27 protein-coding genes and 1 tRNA gene are annotated in these 22024 nt (G+C 49.3%); 14 read left to right on the forward strand and 14 right to left on the reverse strand.

Annotation, left to right across the window (positions count from 1 at the left end):
* Positions 1 to 2 precede the first annotated feature (2 nt).
* The 8 genes from kdpC to VFT64_11855 all read right to left on the reverse strand — a co-directional run bounded on the left by kdpC (position 3) and on the right by VFT64_11855 (position 9072).
* Entirely contained in the window at positions 3 to 578 is a 576-nt protein-coding gene (gene kdpC, locus VFT64_11820; GenBank protein HEU5048517.1) for a potassium-transporting ATPase subunit KdpC, read from the reverse strand.
* Entirely contained in the window at positions 575 to 2638 is a 2064-nt protein-coding gene (gene kdpB / locus VFT64_11825) for a potassium-transporting ATPase subunit KdpB (GenBank protein HEU5048518.1), read from the reverse strand. The genes kdpC and kdpB overlap by 4 nt, the downstream gene beginning before the upstream one ends.
* A 5-nt stretch (positions 2639 to 2643) precedes the next feature.
* Positions 2644 to 4347 carry a potassium-transporting ATPase subunit KdpA gene (gene kdpA / locus VFT64_11830; protein HEU5048519.1) on the reverse strand — a complete coding sequence of 568 codons (1704 nt, stop codon included), beginning with the start codon at positions 4345 to 4347 and terminating at the stop codon, positions 2644 to 2646.
* A 417-nt stretch (positions 4348 to 4764) separates the two neighbouring features.
* A complete protein-coding gene (locus tag VFT64_11835; GenBank protein ID HEU5048520.1) occupies positions 4765 to 5676 on the reverse strand; it encodes a hypothetical protein in 912 nt (303 codons plus the stop codon).
* A 297-nt stretch (positions 5677 to 5973) separates the two neighbouring features.
* Complete coding sequence (locus VFT64_11840) at positions 5974 to 6177, reverse strand: hypothetical protein (protein ID HEU5048521.1); 204 nt, start codon at positions 6175 to 6177, stop codon at positions 5974 to 5976.
* Positions 6155 to 6643 (reverse strand): TolC family protein, encoded by a 489-nt coding sequence (locus VFT64_11845; GenBank protein ID HEU5048522.1) that lies wholly within the window; start codon positions 6641 to 6643, stop codon positions 6155 to 6157. The genes VFT64_11840 and VFT64_11845 overlap by 23 nt, the downstream gene beginning before the upstream one ends.
* A 192-nt stretch (positions 6644 to 6835) precedes the next feature.
* Complete coding sequence (locus VFT64_11850) at positions 6836 to 8191, reverse strand: ATP-binding protein (protein HEU5048523.1); 1356 nt, start codon at positions 8189 to 8191, stop codon at positions 6836 to 6838.
* 299 nt (positions 8192 to 8490) lie between these two features.
* Positions 8491 to 9072 carry a YSC84-related protein gene (locus VFT64_11855; GenBank protein ID HEU5048524.1) on the reverse strand — a complete coding sequence of 194 codons (582 nt, stop codon included), beginning with the start codon at positions 9070 to 9072 and terminating at the stop codon, positions 8491 to 8493.
* A gap of 244 nt (positions 9073 to 9316) precedes the next feature.
* Here VFT64_11855 and VFT64_11860 point away from each other — a divergent pair, with 244 nt between their 5' ends.
* The 12 genes from VFT64_11860 to VFT64_11915 all read left to right on the forward strand — a co-directional run bounded on the left by VFT64_11860 (position 9317) and on the right by VFT64_11915 (position 14743).
* Entirely contained in the window at positions 9317 to 9583 is a 267-nt protein-coding gene (locus tag VFT64_11860) for a hypothetical protein (protein HEU5048525.1), read from the forward strand.
* 72 nt (positions 9584 to 9655) lie between these two features.
* Positions 9656 to 9811 carry a DUF3309 domain-containing protein gene (locus tag VFT64_11865; GenBank protein HEU5048526.1) on the forward strand — a complete coding sequence of 52 codons (156 nt, stop codon included), beginning with the start codon at positions 9656 to 9658 and terminating at the stop codon, positions 9809 to 9811.
* A gap of 33 nt (positions 9812 to 9844) precedes the next feature.
* The gene (locus tag VFT64_11870; protein ID HEU5048527.1) at positions 9845 to 10171 is read left to right on the forward strand and encodes a hypothetical protein; all 327 of its coding nucleotides are present in this window, start codon (positions 9845 to 9847) and stop codon (positions 10169 to 10171) included.
* Positions 10172 to 10571: 400 nt separating this feature from the next.
* The gene (locus VFT64_11875; protein HEU5048528.1) at positions 10572 to 10883 is read left to right on the forward strand and encodes a hypothetical protein; all 312 of its coding nucleotides are present in this window, start codon (positions 10572 to 10574) and stop codon (positions 10881 to 10883) included.
* A 92-nt stretch (positions 10884 to 10975) separates the two neighbouring features.
* Positions 10976 to 11248, forward strand: a complete 273-nt coding sequence (locus tag VFT64_11880; protein HEU5048529.1) for a hypothetical protein — start codon at positions 10976 to 10978, stop codon at positions 11246 to 11248.
* A gap of 247 nt (positions 11249 to 11495) precedes the next feature.
* Positions 11496 to 11642, forward strand: a complete 147-nt coding sequence (locus VFT64_11885) for a hypothetical protein (protein ID HEU5048530.1) — start codon at positions 11496 to 11498, stop codon at positions 11640 to 11642.
* A gap of 128 nt (positions 11643 to 11770) precedes the next feature.
* Positions 11771 to 12178 carry a hypothetical protein gene (locus VFT64_11890; GenBank protein ID HEU5048531.1) on the forward strand — a complete coding sequence of 136 codons (408 nt, stop codon included), beginning with the start codon at positions 11771 to 11773 and terminating at the stop codon, positions 12176 to 12178.
* Positions 12179 to 12285: 107 nt separating this feature from the next.
* On the forward strand, positions 12286 to 12696 hold the full coding sequence (locus tag VFT64_11895) for a hypothetical protein (protein ID HEU5048532.1): 411 nt from the start codon (positions 12286 to 12288) through the stop codon (positions 12694 to 12696).
* 125 nt (positions 12697 to 12821) lie between these two features.
* Entirely contained in the window at positions 12822 to 12968 is a 147-nt protein-coding gene (locus VFT64_11900) for a hypothetical protein (GenBank protein HEU5048533.1), read from the forward strand.
* 80 nt (positions 12969 to 13048) lie between these two features.
* Positions 13049 to 13390 carry a hypothetical protein gene (locus VFT64_11905; GenBank protein ID HEU5048534.1) on the forward strand — a complete coding sequence of 114 codons (342 nt, stop codon included), beginning with the start codon at positions 13049 to 13051 and terminating at the stop codon, positions 13388 to 13390.
* A gap of 102 nt (positions 13391 to 13492) precedes the next feature.
* A complete protein-coding gene (locus VFT64_11910; protein HEU5048535.1) occupies positions 13493 to 14233 on the forward strand; it encodes a response regulator transcription factor in 741 nt (246 codons plus the stop codon).
* 102 nt (positions 14234 to 14335) lie between these two features.
* Positions 14336 to 14743: a hypothetical protein gene (locus VFT64_11915; protein ID HEU5048536.1), complete on the forward strand. Its 408-nt coding sequence runs from the start codon at positions 14336 to 14338 to the stop codon at positions 14741 to 14743.
* A gap of 94 nt (positions 14744 to 14837) precedes the next feature.
* Here VFT64_11915 and VFT64_11920 read toward each other — a convergent pair whose 3' ends face one another.
* From VFT64_11920 to VFT64_11945, 6 genes are all read right to left on the reverse strand, one after another.
* Positions 14838 to 15569: an ATP-binding protein gene (locus VFT64_11920; protein ID HEU5048537.1), complete on the reverse strand. Its 732-nt coding sequence runs from the start codon at positions 15567 to 15569 to the stop codon at positions 14838 to 14840.
* Positions 15570 to 15687: 118 nt separating this feature from the next.
* The gene (locus VFT64_11925; protein HEU5048538.1) at positions 15688 to 15963 is read right to left on the reverse strand and encodes a hypothetical protein; all 276 of its coding nucleotides are present in this window, start codon (positions 15961 to 15963) and stop codon (positions 15688 to 15690) included.
* A gap of 312 nt (positions 15964 to 16275) precedes the next feature.
* Entirely contained in the window at positions 16276 to 16776 is a 501-nt protein-coding gene (locus tag VFT64_11930) for a hypothetical protein (protein ID HEU5048539.1), read from the reverse strand.
* 352 nt (positions 16777 to 17128) lie between these two features.
* Positions 17129 to 17611 carry a hypothetical protein gene (locus VFT64_11935; protein ID HEU5048540.1) on the reverse strand — a complete coding sequence of 161 codons (483 nt, stop codon included), beginning with the start codon at positions 17609 to 17611 and terminating at the stop codon, positions 17129 to 17131.
* Positions 17612 to 18062: 451 nt separating this feature from the next.
* Positions 18063 to 19280, reverse strand: a complete 1218-nt coding sequence (locus VFT64_11940; GenBank protein ID HEU5048541.1) for an integrase arm-type DNA-binding domain-containing protein — start codon at positions 19278 to 19280, stop codon at positions 18063 to 18065.
* Positions 19281 to 19434: 154 nt separating this feature from the next.
* A tRNA-Ser gene (locus VFT64_11945) sits at positions 19435 to 19525 on the reverse strand.
* A 336-nt stretch (positions 19526 to 19861) separates the two neighbouring features.
* Between VFT64_11945 and hfq the strand changes: the two genes are divergently transcribed.
* Complete coding sequence (gene hfq, locus VFT64_11950) at positions 19862 to 20122, forward strand: RNA chaperone Hfq (GenBank protein ID HEU5048542.1); 261 nt, start codon at positions 19862 to 19864, stop codon at positions 20120 to 20122.
* A gap of 78 nt (positions 20123 to 20200) precedes the next feature.
* Positions 20201 to 22006, forward strand: coding sequence for a translation elongation factor 4 (gene lepA / locus VFT64_11955; GenBank protein HEU5048543.1), 1806 nt, complete (start codon positions 20201 to 20203; stop codon positions 22004 to 22006).
* Positions 22007 to 22024 lie beyond the last annotated feature (18 nt).

The raw sequence follows: 22024 nt of genomic DNA on the forward strand, positions 1-22024 counted from the left end.
GCCTATAGCTTACCATCAAGATCAAGGTTTAGCATTAAAACATTGACGTGCGGCTGGCCCAATATACCGAACTGCCGCCCTTTCGTATGTTTCTGAATTAGCTCTTCTATTACTTCCTCGCTCATGCTCCGTGCCCGCGCCACACGTGCTGCCTGGTAATGCGCTGCTGCCGGGCTGATATCAGGGTCAAGGCCACTGCCGGAAGCCGTTACCAGATCCACAGGGATAGGGGTATTATTACCAGGGTCAACTTTCTTCAACGCTTCAATACGCCCTTGCACAGCCTTAAGCAAATCCGGATTCGCCGAGCCTAAATTGCTGCCACTGGAGTTAGCAGCATTATACGACTGCGGGCCCGTGGCCGAAAGCCTACCCCAGAAATATTTCGGATCGGTAAAATTCTGGCCTATCAGCGCAGAACCGAGAATCTTGCCGTCACCGGCTTTGATCAGGCTGCCTTGCGACTTTACAGAAAAGAGGGTCTGATCAATCAGGGTGACTGCTAGAGGATAGGCTCCGCCAAAGAGCAGGGAAAAGATTAGGAACAGTCGGAAGCTGGAATGAAGATACAGGCTCATGCGATCCCCGTGAAGGTCAGAATAATATCGATTATTTTAATGCCGATAAATGGCACGACCATACCGCCTACGCCATAGACAAGGATATTGTAATGCAGCAACGCCAACGCACCGGCGGGACGGTATTTGACGCCCTTAAGCGCCAACGGAATCAGGAACACGATAATTAGTGCATTGAAAATAACGGCGGAAAGAATGGCCGAAAGCGGCGAGGTAAGCTCCATAATGTTCAGTGCCTTCATCGCCGGATAAGTGCTTACAAACGCCGCCGGAATAATAGCGAAATACTTGGCGATGTCATTGGCAATGGAAAACGTCGTAAGCGCACCGCGCGTCATCAGCAACTGCTTGCCGATCTCAATGATCTCGATCAGCTTTGTCGGGCTGGAATCCAGATCCACCATATTACCTGCCTCCTTGGCCGCCTGCGTACCGGTATTCATGGCAACCGCCACATCCGCCTGCGCGAGTGCTGGCGCATCGTTCGTACCGTCGCCGACCATGGCAACGAGTTCACCGCCTTCCTGCATTTTGCGGATATAACGTAGCTTCGTCTCCGGTGTCGCCTGCGCGATAAAATCATCCACGCCTGCTTCCCCGGCAATGGCTGCCGCTGTCAGTGGATTATCGCCTGTGACCATGACACTCTTGATGCCCATCGCACGCAGTTCGGCAAGACGCTGCTTAATCCCACCTTTAACGATATCCTTGAGATAAACGACACCAAGCACTTTCGCATTCTCGCATACAATCAGTGGCGTACCTCCCTGACGCGAAATCTGTTCGCTCTGACGTATCACCCCCGCAGGCATGACGCCTCCCAGCGAAGCGACATGCTTCGCAATCACATCGCCCGCACCTTTAAAAATATGACGCTCGCCGATAGTGACTCCGCTCATACGCGTCTCAGCGCTGAAAGGTACAAAAGTCGCCCCCAATGCAGCCCATTCCTTTTTCTGCACGCCATATTTACCATGCGCAAGCGCAACGATGCTTTTGCCTTCAGGTGTTTCGTCGGCCAGTGAAGCGAGCTCTGCCGCTTCTGCAAGTTCCTGTATGGGAACAGCTTCAGCAGGAAAGAAAGCATCCGCCTGTCGGTTGCCAAAAGTGATCGTCCCGGTCTTGTCCAGCAGCAGAATATTGACATCTCCAGCGGCTTCCACTGCCCTCCCGGATGTCGCAATAACATTAGCGCGGATCAGGCGGTTCATACCCGCAATACCTATAGCGGACAGCAATCCGCCAATCGTTGTAGGAGCAAGGCACACCAGCAGTGCTATGATCACTGTGATACTAACCGGGCTTCCCTGCCCTGCTTTCTCCACACTGTAAAGTGAGAATGGCAGCAACGTGACGCAGGCCAGCAGAAAAATGATCGTCATTGCGGCAAGCAGAATACCAAGCGCAATTTCATTAGGCGTTTTCTGGCGTTTTGCGCCCTCGACTAGGGCAATCATCTTATCAAGAAAGCTTTCGCCCGGATTAGAGGTGATGCTTACAATGAGCCAGTCAGAAAGCACACGCGTGCCACCTGTTACAGCGTCACGGTCTCCACCTGATTCGCGTATGACCGGAGCACTTTCTCCGGTAATGGCGCTTTCATCGACCGAGGCAATACCTTCCAGTACCTGGCCGTCACCGGGAACAGAATCGCCAGCCTCCACCAGCACGAGATCGCCTTTACGCAGCGCACTTGCTGGCACCGCAGCCACAGAACGGCTCGCACGATTAGTGAGCTTCTTAGCCATAATATCCTGCCGCGCTTTTCTAAGCGATTCGGCCTGTGCCTTACCCTTTCCCTCCGCCACTGCTTCAGCAAAATTGGCAAACAGCACCGTGAACCACAGCCATATGCTCACAGCCGCAATAAACCATGAAGGTTCCGTCCCTCGCACATGCAGACTATAAATAAACAGCATAAGCGTCAGAACCGAGCCCACGAAGACAACAAACATGACAGGATTGCGTGCCTGATAACGGGGAGTCAGGCGAAGAAGCGATGCCTTCGTCGCCTCAATAAGAGCTGTGCGTGTAAGCAAGGTATCGGAACGTGTTTTCATAAAACCTACTGCATCAGGTGGAGATATTCCGCAACCGGCCCGAGCGCCAGCGAAGGCACGAAGGTCAACACACCAACCACGATGACTACACTGACTAGGAAGAATACAAAGAGCGGTGTAGCCGTCGGCAATGTGCCTGCAGAAATCGGAACGATATTCTTCTGCGCAAGCGACCCAGCGATGGCCAGAACAGGAATCATCACAAAGTAGCGCCCGAAGAGCATCGCAAGTCCAAGGGCGGTATTATAGAATGGCGTGTTGGCACTGAGTCCGGCAAACGCACTGCCGTTATTATTGGCAGCAGAGGAAAACGCATACAGAATTTCACTGAACCCTTGTGCACCGGGATTGGCAACGCCTACCTTGCCTGCCCCCAAGAGCACCGCAATCGCCGTGCCAAGCAAGGCGGCAAGATGCGGCGCAAGCACCGCCACGGATGCCATTTTAATTTCAAACGCATTGATCTTCTTGCCCAGATATTCAGGAGTGCGCCCTACCATCAGCCCGGCAATAAACACCGTCACGATAACGAACACGATCATGCCGTAAAGCCCGGAACCGACGCCTCCATAAATGACTTCTCCGAACTGGATCAGGATCAGCGGCACCAACCCGCCCAGAGGCGTGAAGGAATCATGCATAGCATTGACCGAGCCGTTGGAAGCCGCTGTGGTCGCCGCAGCCCAGAGCGCGGAATTAACCACTCCGAAGCGCTGTTCCTTGCCTTCCATATTACCTGCGCTTTGTTCGATATGCAGCGGCGCGAATTTTGGATTACCCATCTCTTCCTGCACCACGCCGAACAGCATGAACGGTATCAATATGATTGTCATCGCGGCGAGGATCACCCAGCCCTGCTTCGTGTCGCCGACCATTTTTCCGTAAGTGTAGCAAAGCGCTGCAGGGATAAGCAGGATTGCCAGCATTTCAAGGAAGTTGGAAAACGGCGTCGGATTTTCAAAAGGATGCGCAGAATTCGTATTGAAGAACCCGCCCCCGTTAGTGCCTAGCTGTTTGATTGCCACCTGCGAAGCCACCGGCCCCACAGCAATCGTCTGCGAAGCGGAAGGAACATCAATATACGAGGAGAAAGTCTGCACCACGCCTTGTGAACCGAGCAGCACAGCCCAAAGCAGCGACAGCGGTAGCAATATATAGACGCAGCCGCGCACGAGGTCGGCCCAGAAATTGCCGATACCTCCCGCCTTGCGTCCTGTGAAGCCGCGAATCATGGCAATCAGCACCGCCATACCCACACCCGCCGACAGGAAATTCTGCACTGTCAGCCCCAGCATCTGCGACAGGTAACTCAGCGTAGATTCGCCGCCGTAAGACTGCCAGTTGGTATTCGTGATAAAGCTTGCCGTGGTGTTAAAGGCAAGGTCCGGTGAAACGCCTGCCATATGCGAAGGATTCAGCCCTACCATACCTTGCAACCGCAGGATGGCATAAAGCCCCACAAAGCTCACTACGCTAAACCCTATCAGGGCAAACGCATATTGTTTCCAGCTCATATCCGCCTGCTCGTCGATGCTGGATACGCGGTATAGCAACCGCTCCAGCCAGCTAAGCGGCATAGAGAGCAATGTGCGCTCGCCACTATAAACACGCGCCATGTAACCACCCAACGGCTTCACACTGGCGAACAGCACAGCAAAATAGAGCGCAATCTGCACCCAGTCATTGGCGGTAAGGATAAAAAGATTCATGGAAACAGTTCCGGCTTCAGCAAGGCGGTGAACAGGTAAACAAGCAGGGCAAACGCTATAATTCCGGAAATAACATAAAGTATAAGCATGTTATGACCTCAAGAGCGAATCGCTGAACCACACGAAGCCCAGCAACACGGCAAAAAAGATTAAAGCGATGATAAGAAAAACAATGTCCATGCCACAACACTAGCCCTGAGGGCATATCGGCAGTGTAAAATTGCTAGGGGCAGGTGTAAAAATTATGTAAAAAGGATAGAGAACTTATAATAAAACTAGCGGGACTAAGGGAGCTTGTCTCAAACTCTCCCCGCATGATTTACCCATTACTTAAACCATTTTGGGCAATTCTTCGACACCCCCAAAGCGTATGCGAATGGCGCAGGTGATATTAATCAGTAATTAAAGACACTGTGTTTAGGATTTTCGCTTCTTTCGTTTAGTGCGTGGTGCTTGCTCTACCACACCAGGACCAGGAGTGACTAAAACCCGAACATTAGCATTTGGAACTTTATGCATTAGACTTGCCACTGTGACTTTCTTTTCCTTTGCGTCCTGAATAATTTTGTACAAATCCTCACTGCTAATTGTTTTTCCTTCATCTGCCATAATTAATGTATCAATCTTAAAGGGAGCGCTTTCTTCTGAGGATGCTTCAGGAACCGTCGTATTGACGATATGCTCGACGGTCTCATCTGTAAGAATATCCTGCATTCCTTCTCCAAACGGAAATTTTAATTTTATAGTACCAGGTGCAGTTCTCATTGCTTCGATGCTGATGATCTCGTTCTCTTTAAAAGGTATATGAAAATCGCTATAATCAATGAATGGGCGGTTATCGATCCTCATCTGAAAATGGTAATGCGGATGTGCTGCGTGATTCGATTCTGAATGTCCCAAATAATCTGATTCAGTACACGAAAATGACCATTCAAGATTTTTGTAACGTATTGTCGTTTCAAAAAGCTTTCCGGTTCCTTCCTCGGACATATCATTAATATTACGAGCAAAGGCTTCTTCATTTGCTACCCAACGGAGATATGTTTGAGTCTGAAAGAACCCATATTTCTTAATGAGGGTCAAAAAATCACTTTTCTTGAATCCACTAGGCTTTAATAACCAGTGGAGACAAGGTATATTGGTAGTAAACGAAGCAAGAGGTTTGTGGCATAGGTAGCAACTTCTATGATGAAAATCATTCCGAAATTGCCTATGCTCCGCTTCAGCCTGCTGTAATTGGAGTTGATTACCTCTTGTGCGTTCAGCTTGCGGTAATGACTCCAGAAACTTGGCAAAATATTGGCCTTTTTCTCTGATCTTCTCGTTCATTTTTTGTCACTCATTAAGCTACCCAGCTTGTAGCAATAGCACCGGACATCGCTGGACATATTTTTGGATTCTATCGGACTGCAAAAAACATAAAGCTGGCGGTGAGGGGTCAGACTAACATTTCTTTGAACCTGCCTTCTCCCCTCATCTTTCAAAATCCATCAAAAAAATCTACTCACATTACTACTCGCATAATGGGTGGCTTCTGATGGACAGAATCGGATGTTACCGATCTCATGACATTCTGAATATACTTCATGAGATGAAAATTAAAAGCTTCTAATGCCTCCCCAAACACTAATGCGTTTTCGCACCTGAAACGTCCGAAGCATCCCACCCACCTCCAAGCGCCTGAATAAGTGCTACACTGGCATCAAGTCGGTTCTGGCACACCATCAATAAAGTCTGTTCATTGGCAAGGGCTGCAATCCGCGCGGTCAGCACATTATTATAAGCAGCTGTGCCGTTCGAATACTGGTTAAAGGCTAGTTGCTCCTTCATATGTGCATGGACGACTGCCGCATTTTGTAGCTTGCATTGTTGTGTCAGGAGTCGCACGTTTTTGCCGGATACGGGCTTCACGCGCCCCGGCATCGAAGGCGGTTTCCGCAAGTTGCGGGCCGATCGCCCAGAATTCGCCGGATGCCGCAAACAGCTTGCTGAGGCTCATGGAGTCGTAACCGATGGAAGCGGATAGCGGAAGATCGGGAAACCATGCGGCTGTCGCCACTCCGATCTGTGCATTGGCCGCTGCCATTTTTCGCTCGGCGGCGGCAATATCAGGACAGCGTTCCAGTAGAGTCGATGGCAGACCTACCGGAATATCCGGCACATGAGCAGAGAATTTCTGCGATTTTAGCGAAAATTCCGCAGGAGGCTTTCCGATAAGAACAGCAATAGTGTGCTCAAGTCTCGCACGTCTGACTCTGGCACTGGCGGTACGTGCTTCGGTATTTTCAAATTGCATCCGGGCAGTCAGGAGGTCGGCTTCTTCTGCGGTTCCCGTGTTGTACTGATGCTGTGTGATACGTAGTTCTGCTGCTGAATAGGCGCAACTTATAGCAAGCTGGATGCGTGCCAGATTTATCCACAGGTGATGAATACCGGTGAATGGGAATCGAACCTAAAATGATACCGATACACGTACACGGCTGGTATTTCACCTGCACGACAGAATGTCTTTGCGATGGTACTTGACCAGCAGCTCTTGCAGTTCGTGCGGGTTAAAGGGTTTTGATATATAATCGTCCATGCCGGCTTCCAGGCATTTTTCCTTATCGCCCTTCAGGGCATGTGCGGTCATGGCGATAATGATCTGATGCGGCCAGTCTTTTGCTTTCTCAAGTGCGCGAATATGACGGGTAGTCTTATTGCCATCCATGATCCGCATTTCCACATCCATTAGGATAATGGAATATTTTCCGGGAGAGAATTTATCCAGAGCTTCCTGTCCGTTGCGCGCCAGTTCATAGCGGTAGCCGAAATGCTCGAACATCGTTGTTGCCACCAGGATATTGGCTTCATAATCCTCCACCAGCAGCAATGGCAGTTTTTTGATATTGGCGCCCATATCCAAATAAATGATATTTTCCTGATAATGTTTTTCACTGGCGCTGGCACTTGCCTGCACGGGAAGGTGAAGATGCAGGACAAACGTGGAGCCCTTGCCAACTGTACTGGCTACGGTAATGCGGCCATCCATGTTTTCTGCCAGTGCCTTTGAAATGGCAAGCCCAAGCCCGGTGCCACCATATCTGCGGCTGATGGAGGAATCCGCCTGAATAAACTTTCCAAAGATTATCTTCATTTTGTCTTTAGGGATGCCGATTCCGGTATCCGTAACCGAGATAGAAATTTTCTTCTTTCCGTTTCCTTTTCCGCCATTGGCAAAGACGATCGTGACTTCTCCTGTGGCTGTGAATTTGATCGCGTTGCCGATCAGGTTCAGCAGGATCTGCCTGATGCGGCCACTATCGCCGATAAATGTTTTGTAGAGTCCCGGATCGTAATGCAAGGTGAGGGCGACGCCCTTCTCCTGTGCCTTGACTGACATGATGCTGACTATCTGGTCAAGCAATGCGACCATGCTAAAAGGTTCATGCTCTAGGTCAATGACTTTGGCCTCAATCTTATCGATATCCAGCAGATCGTTGATCATTACCATCAGTGCTTCGGCGCTGCTTTGCAATACGGTTACATATTGCTTCTGCCTGTCGTCGAGCCTGGTAGAGAGGAGGATATTAGTAAGACCTATGACTGCGTTCATCGGTGTGCGGATTTCATGGCTCATATTGGCAAGGAAATCCGATTTTGCCTTATTGGAGGCTTCCGCTTTCAGCGCGGCATGTTCCGCTATGGTTTGTCTTTTTTCGGCTTGTCTTTGCCTGGTTCGGGCCTTCGTTACAGGTGTTTGTTTGTCTTTTGAAGCGCTGGTTAATTTTTTGCGCGACACGTGTTTGGTTTTTTCCATAAGCAATATCTGTCCTCCATGTTTCAGGTTCCAGCCAGATTGCATATCTCTATGCTTGGCCGTTCACGTATTCCTGGAAAGCAGAACAGAAAAATAAGCGCCACCGGCATGCAGAAGTAATATGCGCTTACTGAGCGTATGGGGCATCGCAAATAAAAGACAGATGTGTTTAAGGAAAACCACGCGGGCCGCCGTTCTGAGAACATAATATACTTGAAGTTGAGACAAAGATATCATGTGGTTGTACGGAAAGATAGAGAAATCAGTTATAAAGCACGTCCCGGCTATGCATGCTGCAGACCGTCTCCTTTCGCAAAGAGACCGCCTGCGCGTTGTTGCGGGTATTATGGATTATGAATCCGGGAGATCTTGGTACCCTCGATACTGACGCTTGCCATCAGCCCCTGCTGGTCGAAGATGAAAGCATAGGCGTCATTTTTCAGCGTTGATGATGAGAGGTTCTTGGCAACGCCTTCATTGACAACGACCACTGTCGGGCCGACTCCCACTTCCCAGCCATGTGTCTGGTGTACATAATGCACCGCCTTATCGTTCATAAGGAAAACGACATACCCGTAAGATTGCGCGCCTGCCTGCAATCCCCAGGATGCGGTAACGGAGTTATAATAGCTATCGACTTTGGTTCCCTGCTTCAACACGCCTTCGCCGTAGGCGCCGCCAAACACAAGACCGGCTTTAACAATATTGGGAAAGATGAGCACAGCCTTTGCATGCTTGGCCACCTTGGCGGCGAGAGGATTAGTGGATTCAAGCATATGTAGGGCCTGATCGGCATCCGTGTTCAGGTCATCTGCCGTTTTGGCATGTGCATCATCAGGCATCCCACCGGATACCACGAGAAACGCCCCGATTACGATAAATGCTCCAATCACAAGGACCAGCATATTGTGTTTTAAATGGTTCATAATTTTCTCCATGGGTAATTGAATCTTCAGTCAGACAACTCAATATCAGCCTGGAAATATTCGATCCGTGCGCCAGTTCTCTCCATAATATCTTTTTTGCGTCAGGGTACCGCCCCCGCTGATTTCAGTCAGGCAGGAAATCTTTACGCAAAGCATAGCTGTGACAATGCTTTCCTACATTGTTTCATTACGAAGGTCTGCGCATGCTGTCATCAGACAACGCACGAAAGAAACCATTATGCCAATGAAGTATAAAATATTTTTAGCAGTCACGGCATGCTATCTGTTCAGCTGCTCGGTTGCCGCCGCGCAGATGAATAAGGCGGCACCCCCAGTTATTATCGCTCCGGCTCCGGTCTATGTGTCGCCGTATCCGAGCTATTACGATCCGGGACATAGAAGGCATGATTTTGAATATTGGCAGCGCCAGAGATCATCCCGGCATCATCTGCCCGCGGACCGTGACGGCTCCGGGCAACAGGAACGCGGAGAATATGAGCATCGCCGATAACGGCAATACACAAGCTAGTTAATTATCGCGTCCAGTCACGTACAGCGTTCACCTACACCGGAAAGGGTTTTTATGCTTTCAACCATACTGCTCATCGTCCTGATATTCTTTCTCATCGGCGCCTTGCCGACCTGGCCGCATAGCCGGAGTTGGGGCTATTATCCCAGCGGCGGATTGGGAACCATACTTCTCATTATCATAATTCTGATGCTGATGGGGCGCATCTAAATCACAGGAGGCCTTGCCTCCCAGGGAGCTATTATGACACTCATTACGGGAAGTTTCAGGAATCAGGCCAAGGCCGGTACGGCGCTTTCAGAGCTCTTGCAAACAGGGTTTAATAAGAAGGATGTCAGCCTGATTGTTGCCGATCACGCGGACGGTGCGACATGCACTGTTCCCCTGCGCAACAAGGAAGTCCGGCCGCCGACAGTGACGATGAGTGCATGGTTCGGTGGTGCCTTAGGCACATTGATTGCCAGCCTTGCAACCATTGGCAAGATCATGATTCCGGGATTTGGGTTACTTACGGCAATCCCCGTAGTGACCATCATTGTTGGGGCGCTGGTCGGTGCGGCTGAAGTTTGAACGGTGCCCTCATGGCTACAGCGGCAGCGTATAATAAAAATAACCGCGATGAACAGGCTGTGCTTAACAGGGAAACAGTCTTACTGGCTCATGCTAAAGATGATCGCACGGAAAAGGCTGTCCACCTTGCGTTTCAGCATCATAACGCGACCACGGCAGTCGCTGGATGTAGTGATAACAGGTATTTTCACTGAGATGTGTTTTCGGTTTTATGGATATAGCAGGCACGTTCTTGTCTGCAAAGCAGAAGCGTGTGAGCATATTCTTTCATCGCTTACGGGAATATTATGAATAATGCATGTGTGCGCAATCGTTACCCCATGCGCGACCTGTCAGGAATAAGGTGTGGAGTGCAATGTGCTTCCATCATTATTCAATCGTCATTCCCAGGAGGAATCTTATGCAATATTCAATACCCTCAACGCTGCTTGTTTTAACACTTGCTCTGGCAGCCTGCACCGGACCCGCAGGACCGCGTGGAGACACAGGGAATCAGGGAAATACCGGCAATACCGGTTATACAGGGGCGACCGGTGATACTGGAGCAACTGGTAATCAGGGCAATACCGGGGCAACCGGACAGCAAGGATATACTGGTGATACGGGGCAGCAGGGAGCTACCGGCGATCAGGGCAAAAAGGGTAACACCGGGGCAAAAGGCAGTACTGTTTATAAGGGCCGCCCCACCACGATTATTGTCGAGCCAAACTAATATATCTCAGCAATACACAATTCCGTGCCATCGCAACAGGTGGTGCGGAATTGCTTCCGAATCTAACAACACTTAACCCAAGGAGTCTTACTATGTTTTCTTCTACTAAGGATGCTACCGTTCAGAATCTGCAAGATACTTCTCATAATGCGCGTGAAACCGCTGGAGAAGTGAAGGATGGAATCAGCGCCACGATTGATAATGTCGGGCATAAAGTGCGTGGCTTTGTGGATCTGGCCGGTGAAGAGTTTTCACAGACCGCAGATACAGTGACCGCGCGTATCAAAGAAAAGCCGTTGCAATCAGGTCTCATTATGCTTGGAATTGGTTTTGTTCTGAGCACGCTGTTCATGCGCCGTTCGTAATTAAGAGTTGATTATGGATAGATTCACTGCCTTAACGGCAGCAGGCTTTCCATCATATGACAGCAATCGCAAGCCCTACCATCATCCGCACGATGATGATAGGCTTTGCTGTAAGTGCTTGTTGGGCTCTTTACGCAGAAAAGATGCTGCGTCAGACGCTTCTACCTCTCTCACTTATTTCTGAAGTGATACTTTATGTGTGTAGCTGGTCGTTGACCGCTTTAACAACACACAAGAAAGTATTTTTATGTATTCCCCCACCATCATTACCCATCTGCCGGCTTTTCAACCTATAAAGGATATTGCGCCGTTGCTGGATGCGGATTTTGACCCGTCTGATTTTGAACTTCCGGATGCGGAAGCGTTGTTTGATGATGAGGATACATCCTGTTAGGGTGGTGCCACCAAGAACGTTTAGACCAGTACATGCAACCAGTTTCCGCATGGGAATAAAATATCCGATATTATAGCATGGCATCAACGTCCGGATATTTCGGACAACAGCATTTCAAGGAGGCTATTATGGAATATCGTCCACACCACCCGGAAACGACGGCCAAGGATACCCATACCTTGGATTTTGTGGAGGTCGCGTACATCGATACCGGCAAAAGATCGGTCGATGGGCAGATGGCACATATTCTCGACTATATGCATGGTCATCATGGCACCCGGCTTGCAACGCTATCGGCTTCAGAGGCAGGTATAGGGGCTTTAAAAGATATCAAAAACAAACTGGATTCTGCGAGCGACGCCTTGTTGCGCATGGAAGATGAAAGCGGCAAGTCTCTCGATGCCGGGCAAATGGCAAAAGTGGAATGCTATAGCAAAGAAAGCCAGCGTGTAGAAAAAGTTCTGCAGCAGGCAGAGCATTGTCAGCCGCTGAGAATTCGTACGCAACGCAGTGACGATAATCATTGCATGACCTGAACCGTCAAGCCTCTCTAGTGTTGCTGATCAGCTCGCGCTGAACGGGGATTTGCCAGCGTTTTACAGAAACCTAAATACTGAACATTCTAAAGATTATCACCGCTATCATGGCTTTTTCCGTTCTGCCGATTACAGGCGCGGATTATTACTGGAATAACGGCTTTCTGAATAAGTTTCTCGTAGAACAATCGCTTGCTATCATGGGCACCATATTGGCCATATACATAGCCTCTGCCGCATCTTTTCTGGCAATTGTGATCAATCATGAAAAAGGCGAGCATAACCGGATCTTCAAGGAAACCGTTACCACGCTGAAGCATAACATCATTTTTGTTATAGCCGTTTTCGTTATCCACTTGTTCATGATGGTGGCCACGCATGTGGCTACAGAGCAGGACGTTGCTGTGATTTTATTCCTGAAGGGCGGAAAGGTGTTTACATTCAGCCTGTATCTCTTTGCGTTATACCGGCTGAACTATCTGTTATTTAGCGTCCGGGAAGTTATTAACCGGTATTAAGCGCCAGAACAGAGTAATGGCTTTCCGATAAGCATCACCCTTTATCCACATGGGAATAATATGTTGGGGGACGTAAGATTGTTTTCCATCCGGAACCTTTTTCGGACGTAACAAACAGGTAATTTATGAAGTCCCCCATACGCTACACCAAAGTTGCAGCGCCGCAGGCACCGGCAAAGAACGCTCCGCCGCAGCAAGTCAAACCGGCGGTGAATAAAACGTCCACCGTCAAAGGGACGGCTTCTGATAATACGCAGAATAAAAAGAAATAACCCCTAATCTTGTGCATACAGCGCTCCTGCATCAGAAGCACTGTGCTGCATGTCATCACATCACCAGAAAGAAAATATTTATGAAGAAGATCATTGCCATGGCCCTGATAACAGCGGTTGGGATTGTCGGCCCTGCCTATGCCCAAACCCAGACGGATGAAAATATCAAAACAGATGTTCAGGCCCTTGATAAAGATAATAAAGAGCTGAATGAGCAACGCGATAACCTCGGCAAGCTGCGCGCAGATAAGGCAGAGGATAAGGCAAAGGGTGAAACGACCAAACAGGCACTGGACAGTCTGAAAATCGGTGTCAACAAAATGGACATTGAGAAAAAGGAAATAGAGAAGCATTCGGATGAGAAAGCGCTGGAGCAGCACAAAGAAGACAGCCGTCAGGAAGATAATGCAAGCAAGCACTAGATGCCGAAGCGCTTGAGAATGTGCTTTATTGGTATCTATGCGATTAATTAACTTGTACCATTGCAATATGCCACTGCATTCACACCCGCACAGTAAAGTACAATGACCCGAAACCAAAATACTATACTGATCGTTGATGATGAGCCGCAGATCAGGAAGATGCTCAACATCTATCTGGATGCATCGAACTTCAATGTTGAGGAGGCCGATAACGGTAAGCAGGCAATCCGGCTCGCGGTTTCCCTTAAGCCGGATCTGGTGATACTGGATCTGGGCTTGCCGGATATAGACGGCAAGGAAGTGATTGCCAGTATTCGAAGCTGGTCACGGATGCCCATCATCGTGCTTTCCGTGCGTTCACCGGATGCGGAAATTGTAGCGGCCCTGGATGCTGGGGCGAATGACTATATGACCAAGCCATTTGGAGCCAGTGTGCTATTGGCGCGGATACGTGCGAACCTGCGTCAGGCTTTCGTAGAAAAAACGGGAGAGCCGCAACTGGTGAATGGTGTCATCAGGATGGATGTGGTGAGCCACGAGGTCTTCCTGCGCGATGAGAAGTTGCTGCTGACCCCAAAAGAATATGGGCTGTTACGCTATTTTCTGCTGCATTGCGGGCGTATGCTGACGCATAAGCAGATCCTGAAGGATGTCTGGGGGCATGCGCATGATGAGGATATACAATATCTGCGCGTGTTTATAAGCCAGCTGCGCGAAAAACTAGGGAGCGACCCTGCCACGGTGGGATATATTGTGACAGAGCCCGGCGTAGGCTATCGTATGGAAAGCCATGCAGCAGTTACTGAAAAGCCATTGCCTTCGCAGGAAAGTGCAAACGGATAACGTGCATATGCTCTGCTTACGGCACAGGCAGTAATGGCACATGGCATTCGCCGTCCCCGGTGTATTAAGGTGTTTTCCTATTCATTACTCAAGGAGAACTCTATGAATATCCCCCATAAGTTACCTGCAGCTCTTATCAGTCTTATACTGTGTGGTGTGTTATTATCCCCTGCGCAGGCACAGGAAGCCGCCTCGCAGGCGCAAGCAGATTCCGGCGGTATTGGTGATGCAGAGATGCAGGATATCGACCATGCTCAGGAAAACTACAGCCTGAAGCTCGTCTTTGCGAATCCGGCCGGCGAATATCTGGCAGATGTTAATGTCGTCATCCATGACAAGCACGGCCAGGTAGTGCTGGATTCCCATTCAGTTGGCCCTGTGTTGCTGGTGAAGCTCGCACCCGGTGCTTACAGCATATCTGCCGGCAACGACACGGAAACGAAAAACAGCAAAGTGATCGTGCATAAAAAGGGTATTGCCGTTCGTTATATTCACCTGAGCGATTCGTAAACTCAGGCATTGAATGATACGAGCATTTTATTCTGCCCAGGATTGCTGGGCAGAAGGTTTGCAAAGTGATGGTGCAACAGTCTCCCGGCCACTCTCATTTCTTGATTCGTTTATGGTGTAAAGGCAAGGTGATGGTAAAGATCGTGCCATCGCCAGAGTCTGGGGTTTCACACCGTATGGCTCCGCCGTGCTTTTCCGCAATAGCCTTGCAGATGGGAAGGCCCAGCCCGGTACCGGCTACTTTTGTATCTTTAAGCATGGTGCGGTGGTGTTTCTGGAATATCGTTGTGGCCATCTTCTTGGAAATGCCAGGTCCGTAATCCCGTATCGTGATCCAGCAGGCGATGTTGTCGCTGGTGACGCTCACAAGTATATTCGTATCGGCCGGAGTGTAGAGTGCCGCATTGCTCAACAGCAGCGCCAGCACACGGCTGATCCATAATTCGTTGACCTGTCCCATCAACTGGCGGGGTAATTCGAGTTGCACGGGATGCTGGGACAGCACGGATTCCATCTGGTGAACGCATTGCCGCACGAGCTGAGCGATATCAATATTTTCATACTGAAAGATGATGCCGCTTTCGAGCTTCGCCATATCAAGAATGTTGGTAATAAAGTTGTCCAGGCGGCGGGCTTCGTTGATGGCCGTGGCGATCAGAATGTCTTTGCGTTCTTCGCTCAACGTGCCTTTGAGCTGCTGATAGATATCCAGCGAGCCGATGATACAGGCGATGGGGGTTTTCAGGTCATGCGACACTGAAGTTAGCAGCATGGCATGAAACTTGTCATGTTCCTGCTGGAGTGTATCCTGATGGGAAGTGGACATGTTGCAAACGACTACTGGAAAGTTGATTCCGACTGTATAGCATGCACCTGCTACGTTCAGAAAGCTACCTGCAAAGCATAGAAATAAAATATTTCATGCCTTGCAGGTATAAAACAGGTTAAGCGTTAGCTGCCTTCTGTTCCGGCGCGGGTTTTGCCTGGCTATCTTTGTCAGCCTGTGCGCCGCTGGTTTCGCTGCATTCTGCTTCCAGCTTCTTCACCGTTTTCTCGGCTTCGTCCTTATTGATGCTGTATTTTGTCTTTACCGCTTCATAGAACTTGTCCGGTTTGGTGGCCTGGAAACCGATTTCTTCATCACTCAGCTTGCCCCATGTCTTCTTAATCTCAGCGCTTAATTTCTGTGACGTGGATTTGCTGTTGGTTACTTCCTGCATAACATTCTCCTTTTATAAGTTTCTGCATAATCTAGGACGGAGAGGCAAAAACCTGCCGCTGCTATGCAGGAGGACTATGTCAGTGAGGGGCTTGGGAAGCCATACATGCTATTGCTCGCCGTCATAAGGATTACATAAAATATTACTGACCGGCCAAAATCATTTCTCATTCAATCCGACAACGTCCCCTTGAAGTAATTTCCCAGTACCGCACAACACGGCCTGTTTGATGGCTGACGTAAAGTCCCTGCCGGGACGCACAAGCAGAAACTCGGTTCCCCTAGAGGTTTCACCAATTTTCTACCAACACCTTCACTTCCCCAGCTCTGATAGCCTTTTCAGTTCGCCATCAGGCCGCGATAGGCATAGCCAGAAAAATGTAAAAAGGATACTATTATGTCTGATGTTACGGAAATGCTTACCATTTACGGCGAGCTTCTGCCAGAGTGACCGACGGGTATTTAGCATCAAAAGCTTTTGTATATGCACTACAAGTTGTTGTTGAAGACTGAGCGCCCCATTACTACGCTGAGTAAAGACGGCGGTATATTGGTTTTGGAATTGTTGAAGGTGAAAAGCATCCAGCTTGGAGGAAGGAACCTGGCCAATCAAAAAGACACCAAGATTATCAAGGCGTTGTTTTGCAGCTTCTCCAAGCTGCGCTGGTGATAAGGCAGTCCGACCTACGAATTCATGAACAAGGTGCATAGACTTCTCTACAGCAGCTTTATGGATGCGATCCATAGTGTTAGCAGCTATACCAATGCCGCCCGTGTCAACAACCAAACCGCGATTAGCGAGATCGGCTATCACCTATGATCTTATCGAGATCAATGCTTGCATGTTGCTGACTCATTAGACATTTTCTCCCTATCCTGCTCTTTTTCTCATATCAAGCCCCAACCAATAGTGGCAATGGCAGGTGTTGGCAATACAGCCAATGACATAGTAGAATGCATTATATCAGCAACACAGACAAGAATAAATGCAAATCATATGGTTAATGTTGTTGGATAAAAATTGCGGGTAGACTTCCAGAATGTCTTAATAAAACTCGGCTATGATAAGTGCCATACCATATAATACGTTTTTTATTGTCGCCCGTTGAAAAAATTAATCAGGGCGATCTTCTTGATGCGTGCTGTTTCAGGTTTTTCAGTGGATTTCATTTTGCTTCTCCTGTTACGGGTTTCCTGATTCCATTGCGGCCCAATTCTTCATAGAACTGTATCAGTTCCGGGATCATATCGCGGGAGCCGGTTTCTTTCTCATACTCCGCTTGCTTAGCTCGCAATTTCTCAGCCCTTGCTCTTGTTTCAGATGGCAAATGAGGAGAAATCTGGGACGGTTTCAGCGTAAAGGACGGTCGCAACGTTATGGCAACCCGCTTTTGTGCAACAAATTGCGGCGATGCGGTTCTGGCCGGAGCCGGATTTCCTTTAGTCCGTTTACGGAAACGGTACAGATAGTTCTTAAGCGTCGCCTTATTAATGGCAATGCCTGCATTGACCAGTACGGCAACAATATCGTCAAGGAGGACACCGGCAGCCAGCTTCTCTTCAATAAGAGGCACCCACAGCCTAATCTGGGCGGATTTCTTTTTGGGTTTCAGTCCGGCTAATGCCTGTTCTATGTCGGGCATTGTCATGCGAAAAATTGCAGTTCGTTAATTGTGTAGCCCGTATGTATTCTGGATGTATACTATTTGCAACTTTTTGCATTCTTTATGTACTATTTCTGCTTTCTTATTGTATTAAGTTGCTCACTATCTGCTTTCTATTTGTTTACGAGCTTCGCTCTGGTATGGGGTACGCTCTTAAGGTCATGAAATTTGCAGCCCTTAACGGCCTGAAATCTCAATACACACCACGCACCTCTAGCGAGGGCATTATTATGCTGTTATATAACAAATAATATAAAGAATGTGATTAATAGCGCTCTATATGCATTATATAGGAATATGCACCAATATGTTGATATAGATACAACAACGCATATAGTAATTACTATAGCGAAGGATGCGGAAGTGCTTATCTCAGAAGTGTATGTACATTACGCAACTTTTGCCGGAATTTTCTAAACCTTTTCGCTGTTATGCATCATGCGGATAGGCGCTTCCCAAACTTACCAGCAATCACGTTCGCTTGCTTAGCAACCGCATCCAGAAAATCCGCATATTCCTGCATCATCTTCTTGCGCTCCGGCAGATACTCCGCCCGGTTATAAGCAGCGCGGATTTTATCTTCATCCTCATGGGCAAGCTGGCGCTCAATCACATCAGGCGAATATCCCTTTTCATTTAATATGGTGCTGGCAAGCGAGCGGAAGCCGTGCCCAGTCATTTTGTTCTTATACCCCATACGGCGCAAGCCCATCAGGACAGTTCCATTGCTGATATGCATGGATTTGCTGGCGGGGCTATGGAAGATATGCTCTTTTTCACCTGTAAGCTTTTGCAACTCTCTAAGAATAGCAAGCGCCTGCTTAGATAAGGGCACAATATGGGGGCGGCGCATCTTCATGCGTTCTTTGGGAATATGCCATTCCTCTTTTCCCCAGTCGATTTCTTCCCATTTTGCTCCGATTAGCTCCCCAGTACGAACAAAGGTAAGCATAAGCAGTTTAATAGAGCGCTTGGTAACATTCTCTTGGAGTGTTTCGATCTTCTCTAATAATACCGGCAATTCGCTAGGATGAATACAAGCATGATGTTTTTCTTCCGCAGCAGGTAATATATCCCTAAGATCTGCGGCAGGGTTATGTAAGCAAATGCCGCGCTGGGCAGCATAGCGGAATACCTGCCCAATAAGCTGCTTCATGCGCTTGGCCGTTTCAATCGTTCCAGTTTTCCCCATCGCCTCTACCACGGCCACCACATCAGGAATGGTGATCTCTGTAATCGGCAAATCACCAATCCGGGGAAAAACATGTTGCTTCATGCGCACAAGGCATTGTGTCGCATATTTCTGATTTAACCTGCCCTGTTTCACTTCCAGAAACCGAAGGGCAATTTTCTCAAACGTGTTTTCTCCCTCACGCGCTTGACGGAGTTTCTGGATCTTCTTTTCACGGGTCAGGTTTTTACCTTCGCTGGCCTGTGCTTTCATTTCATCGCGTTTACGGCGTGCTTCTGCCAGAGTGACCGCCGGGTATTTGCCAAGGGAAATCATCTGGCCTTTACCAAGATGACGATAGCGATAACGCCATAGCTTCCCGCCAGCAGGAGACACTTCCAGCGTTAGCCCCTCACCATCCGCTACCCGGTAAACTTTATCTTTAGGCTTGAGGTGTTTTATCGCAAGTTCCGTAAGCGCCATAGTTCGAATCCCTCCAAAAATCTACTCACAAATCTACTCACATTTTACCCGGCTTGCAGCAAATTGCGCCGGACATCGTCGGACACATGATCCACGATATTCATTGATTTGTCTAGGATTTTTGGACTTTATCGGACGGTAAAAATCATGCAAATGGCGGATGAGGGGGGATTCGAACCCCCGATACGGTTTTGCCGTATACACACTTTCCAGGCGTGCGCCTTAAACCACTCGGCCACCCATCCGTTCCTTTGGCACTGCGCTGCTCCTCCGAGAGGTTTAAGCTAAGCGCACGCCTAATTCATATAGTGGTACTGCTTTTAATAAAAGCAGTACGGTCGCCTTAAACCACTCGGCCACCCATCCGTTTTTGCGTCCGCTGAAGCAGTAAACGCTTAAGGAATTCGTCTTGTGCCAGAACGGCGCAGAATATGCAACCCCTTAAGGGCTTGCCTCAAATTCCAGTCAGTCATATATATAATAATGAAAATAGCGTCTATAAATATTTATCGAATACCGCTATAAATCCTATAGTCAGATAAGCACAGAGCACATAATAACAAGAATAACAAGAGGCGCCCATGGCAAACGACAAATCCCAAAACGTGCAGGACGTGTTCCTTAACACCCTGAGAAAAAAGAAAATGCCGGTTACGGTGTTTTTGTCCAACGGTGTAAAGTTGCAGGGCAATATCACCGGGTTCGACAATTTCTGCATGGTGCTGCGGCGCGGCCCCCAGGTGCAGCTTGTCTATAAGCATTCCATCGCAACAGTAGTGCCTTCCGGCCCCATCAGCCTCTATGAAGAAGAGGATGAAGGCGCGGAAGAAGCGCAATCCTGATCACATAATCGCTTTTTTGCTCGACTCCGGGCGCCCATTGCGTATATAGCAATGGCGCGTTAACCATTATATATTACTATGACTGACCTTTCGCTCATCCGCAATTTCTCGATCATCGCTCATATCGACCACGGCAAATCAACGCTGGCCGACCGCCTTATTGAATATTGCGGCGCGCTGGAAGCGCGCGAAATGAGCGCGCAGATCCTGGATTCGATGGATATCGAAAAAGAGCGCGGCATCACGATCAAGGCACAAACCGTGCGCCTGAATTACAAGGCGGATGATGGCAAGACCTACATGCTGAACCTGATGGATACGCCGGGCCATGTGGACTTTGCCTATGAAGTCAGCCGTTCGCTCGCGGCCTGCGAAGGCTCGCTGCTCGTGGTGGATGCGAGCCAGGGCGTGGAAGCGCAGACGCTCGCGAATGTCTACCAGGCGCTCGACAATAACCACGAAATCGTTCCTGTCCTCAATAAGATAGATCTTCCTGCCGCCGAGCCGGATCGCATCAAACAACAGATTGAAGACGTGATCGGGCTGGATGCAAGCGACGCCGTGATGATTTCCGCCAAAACCGGCATCGGCATCAAGGACGTGCTGGAAGCGCTGGTGAAACGCCTGCCCGCTCCCAAAGGCACAAGAGACAGCGAACTCAAAGCCCTGCTGATCGACAGCTGGTACGATACCTATCTCGGCGTCGTGATCCTCGTGCGCATCATGGACGGCGTGCTCGCCAAAGGCATGAAAATCCGCATGGTCTCCACCGGCGCCGCTTACCAGGTGGAACAGGTCGGTTATTTCACACCGAAAAAAGTACCGGTCGATTCACTCGGACCGGGTGAAGTCGGCTATATCATCTGCGGCATCAAACAGGTCGCGGATTGTAATATCGGTGACACCGTAACGGATGATCGCAAGCCTTGCCCCGTTCCCTTGCCCGGTTTCAAACCGAGCGTGCCGGTCGTGTTCTGCGGGCTCTACCCGGTTGACACGTCCGACTTTGAAAACCTGAAGGAAAGCCTCGCCAAGCTGCGCCTGAACGATGCGAGCTTCGAATATGAAATGGAGACATCTTCGGCACTCGGCTTCGGTTTCCGCTGCGGCTTTCTGGGACTGCTGCATCTGGAAATTATCGAGGAACGTCTCGAGCGCGAATTCAATCTCGATCTCATCACCACCGCGCCGAGCGTAGTCTATCGCATCTTCAAGACCAACGGCGAAATGCTGGAACTGCATAATCCTGCCGACATGCCCGACCCTACACATATCGACCATATGGAAGAACCGTGGATCAAGGCGACCATCATGGTGCCGGATGAATTCCTCGGCAACGTGTTAACGCTCTGCACCGAAAAACGCGGCGTGCAGCTGGACCTGACTTATGTCGGCAACCGTGCGATGGCGGTTTACCGCCTGCCGCTCAACGAAGTCGTGTTCGACTTCTACGACCGCCTGAAATCCTGCACGCGCGGCTATGCAAGCTTTGACTACCATCTCGATGAATATCTCGAAAGCAAGCTCGTGAAGATGAGCATTCTCGTGAACGGCGAACCGGTGGATGCGCTTTCCATCATCGTGCACCAGACACAGGCTGACTACCGCGGCCGCGCATTATGTAAACGCCTGAAAGACCTGATCCCGAGGCAGATGTTCCAGATCGCGATTCAGGCTGCCATCGGCGGACGTATCATCGCGCGCGAAACCGTAAGCGCCATGCGCAAGGACGTGACCGCGAAATGCTATGGCGGCGACATCACACGTAAGCGCAAACTTCTGGAAAAGCAGAAGGAAGGCAAAAAGAAAATGCGCGCAGTGGGCAACGTGGAAATCCCCAAATCCGCCTTCATCGCCGCCCTCAAGATGGGTGACGCGGAGTAAGAAAGCCCGGGACAGAAG

This window comes from Rickettsiales bacterium, assembly GCA_035765535.1.
In the GTDB taxonomy this organism is placed as follows: Bacteria; Pseudomonadota; Alphaproteobacteria; order Rickettsiales; family JABCZZ01; genus JABCZZ01.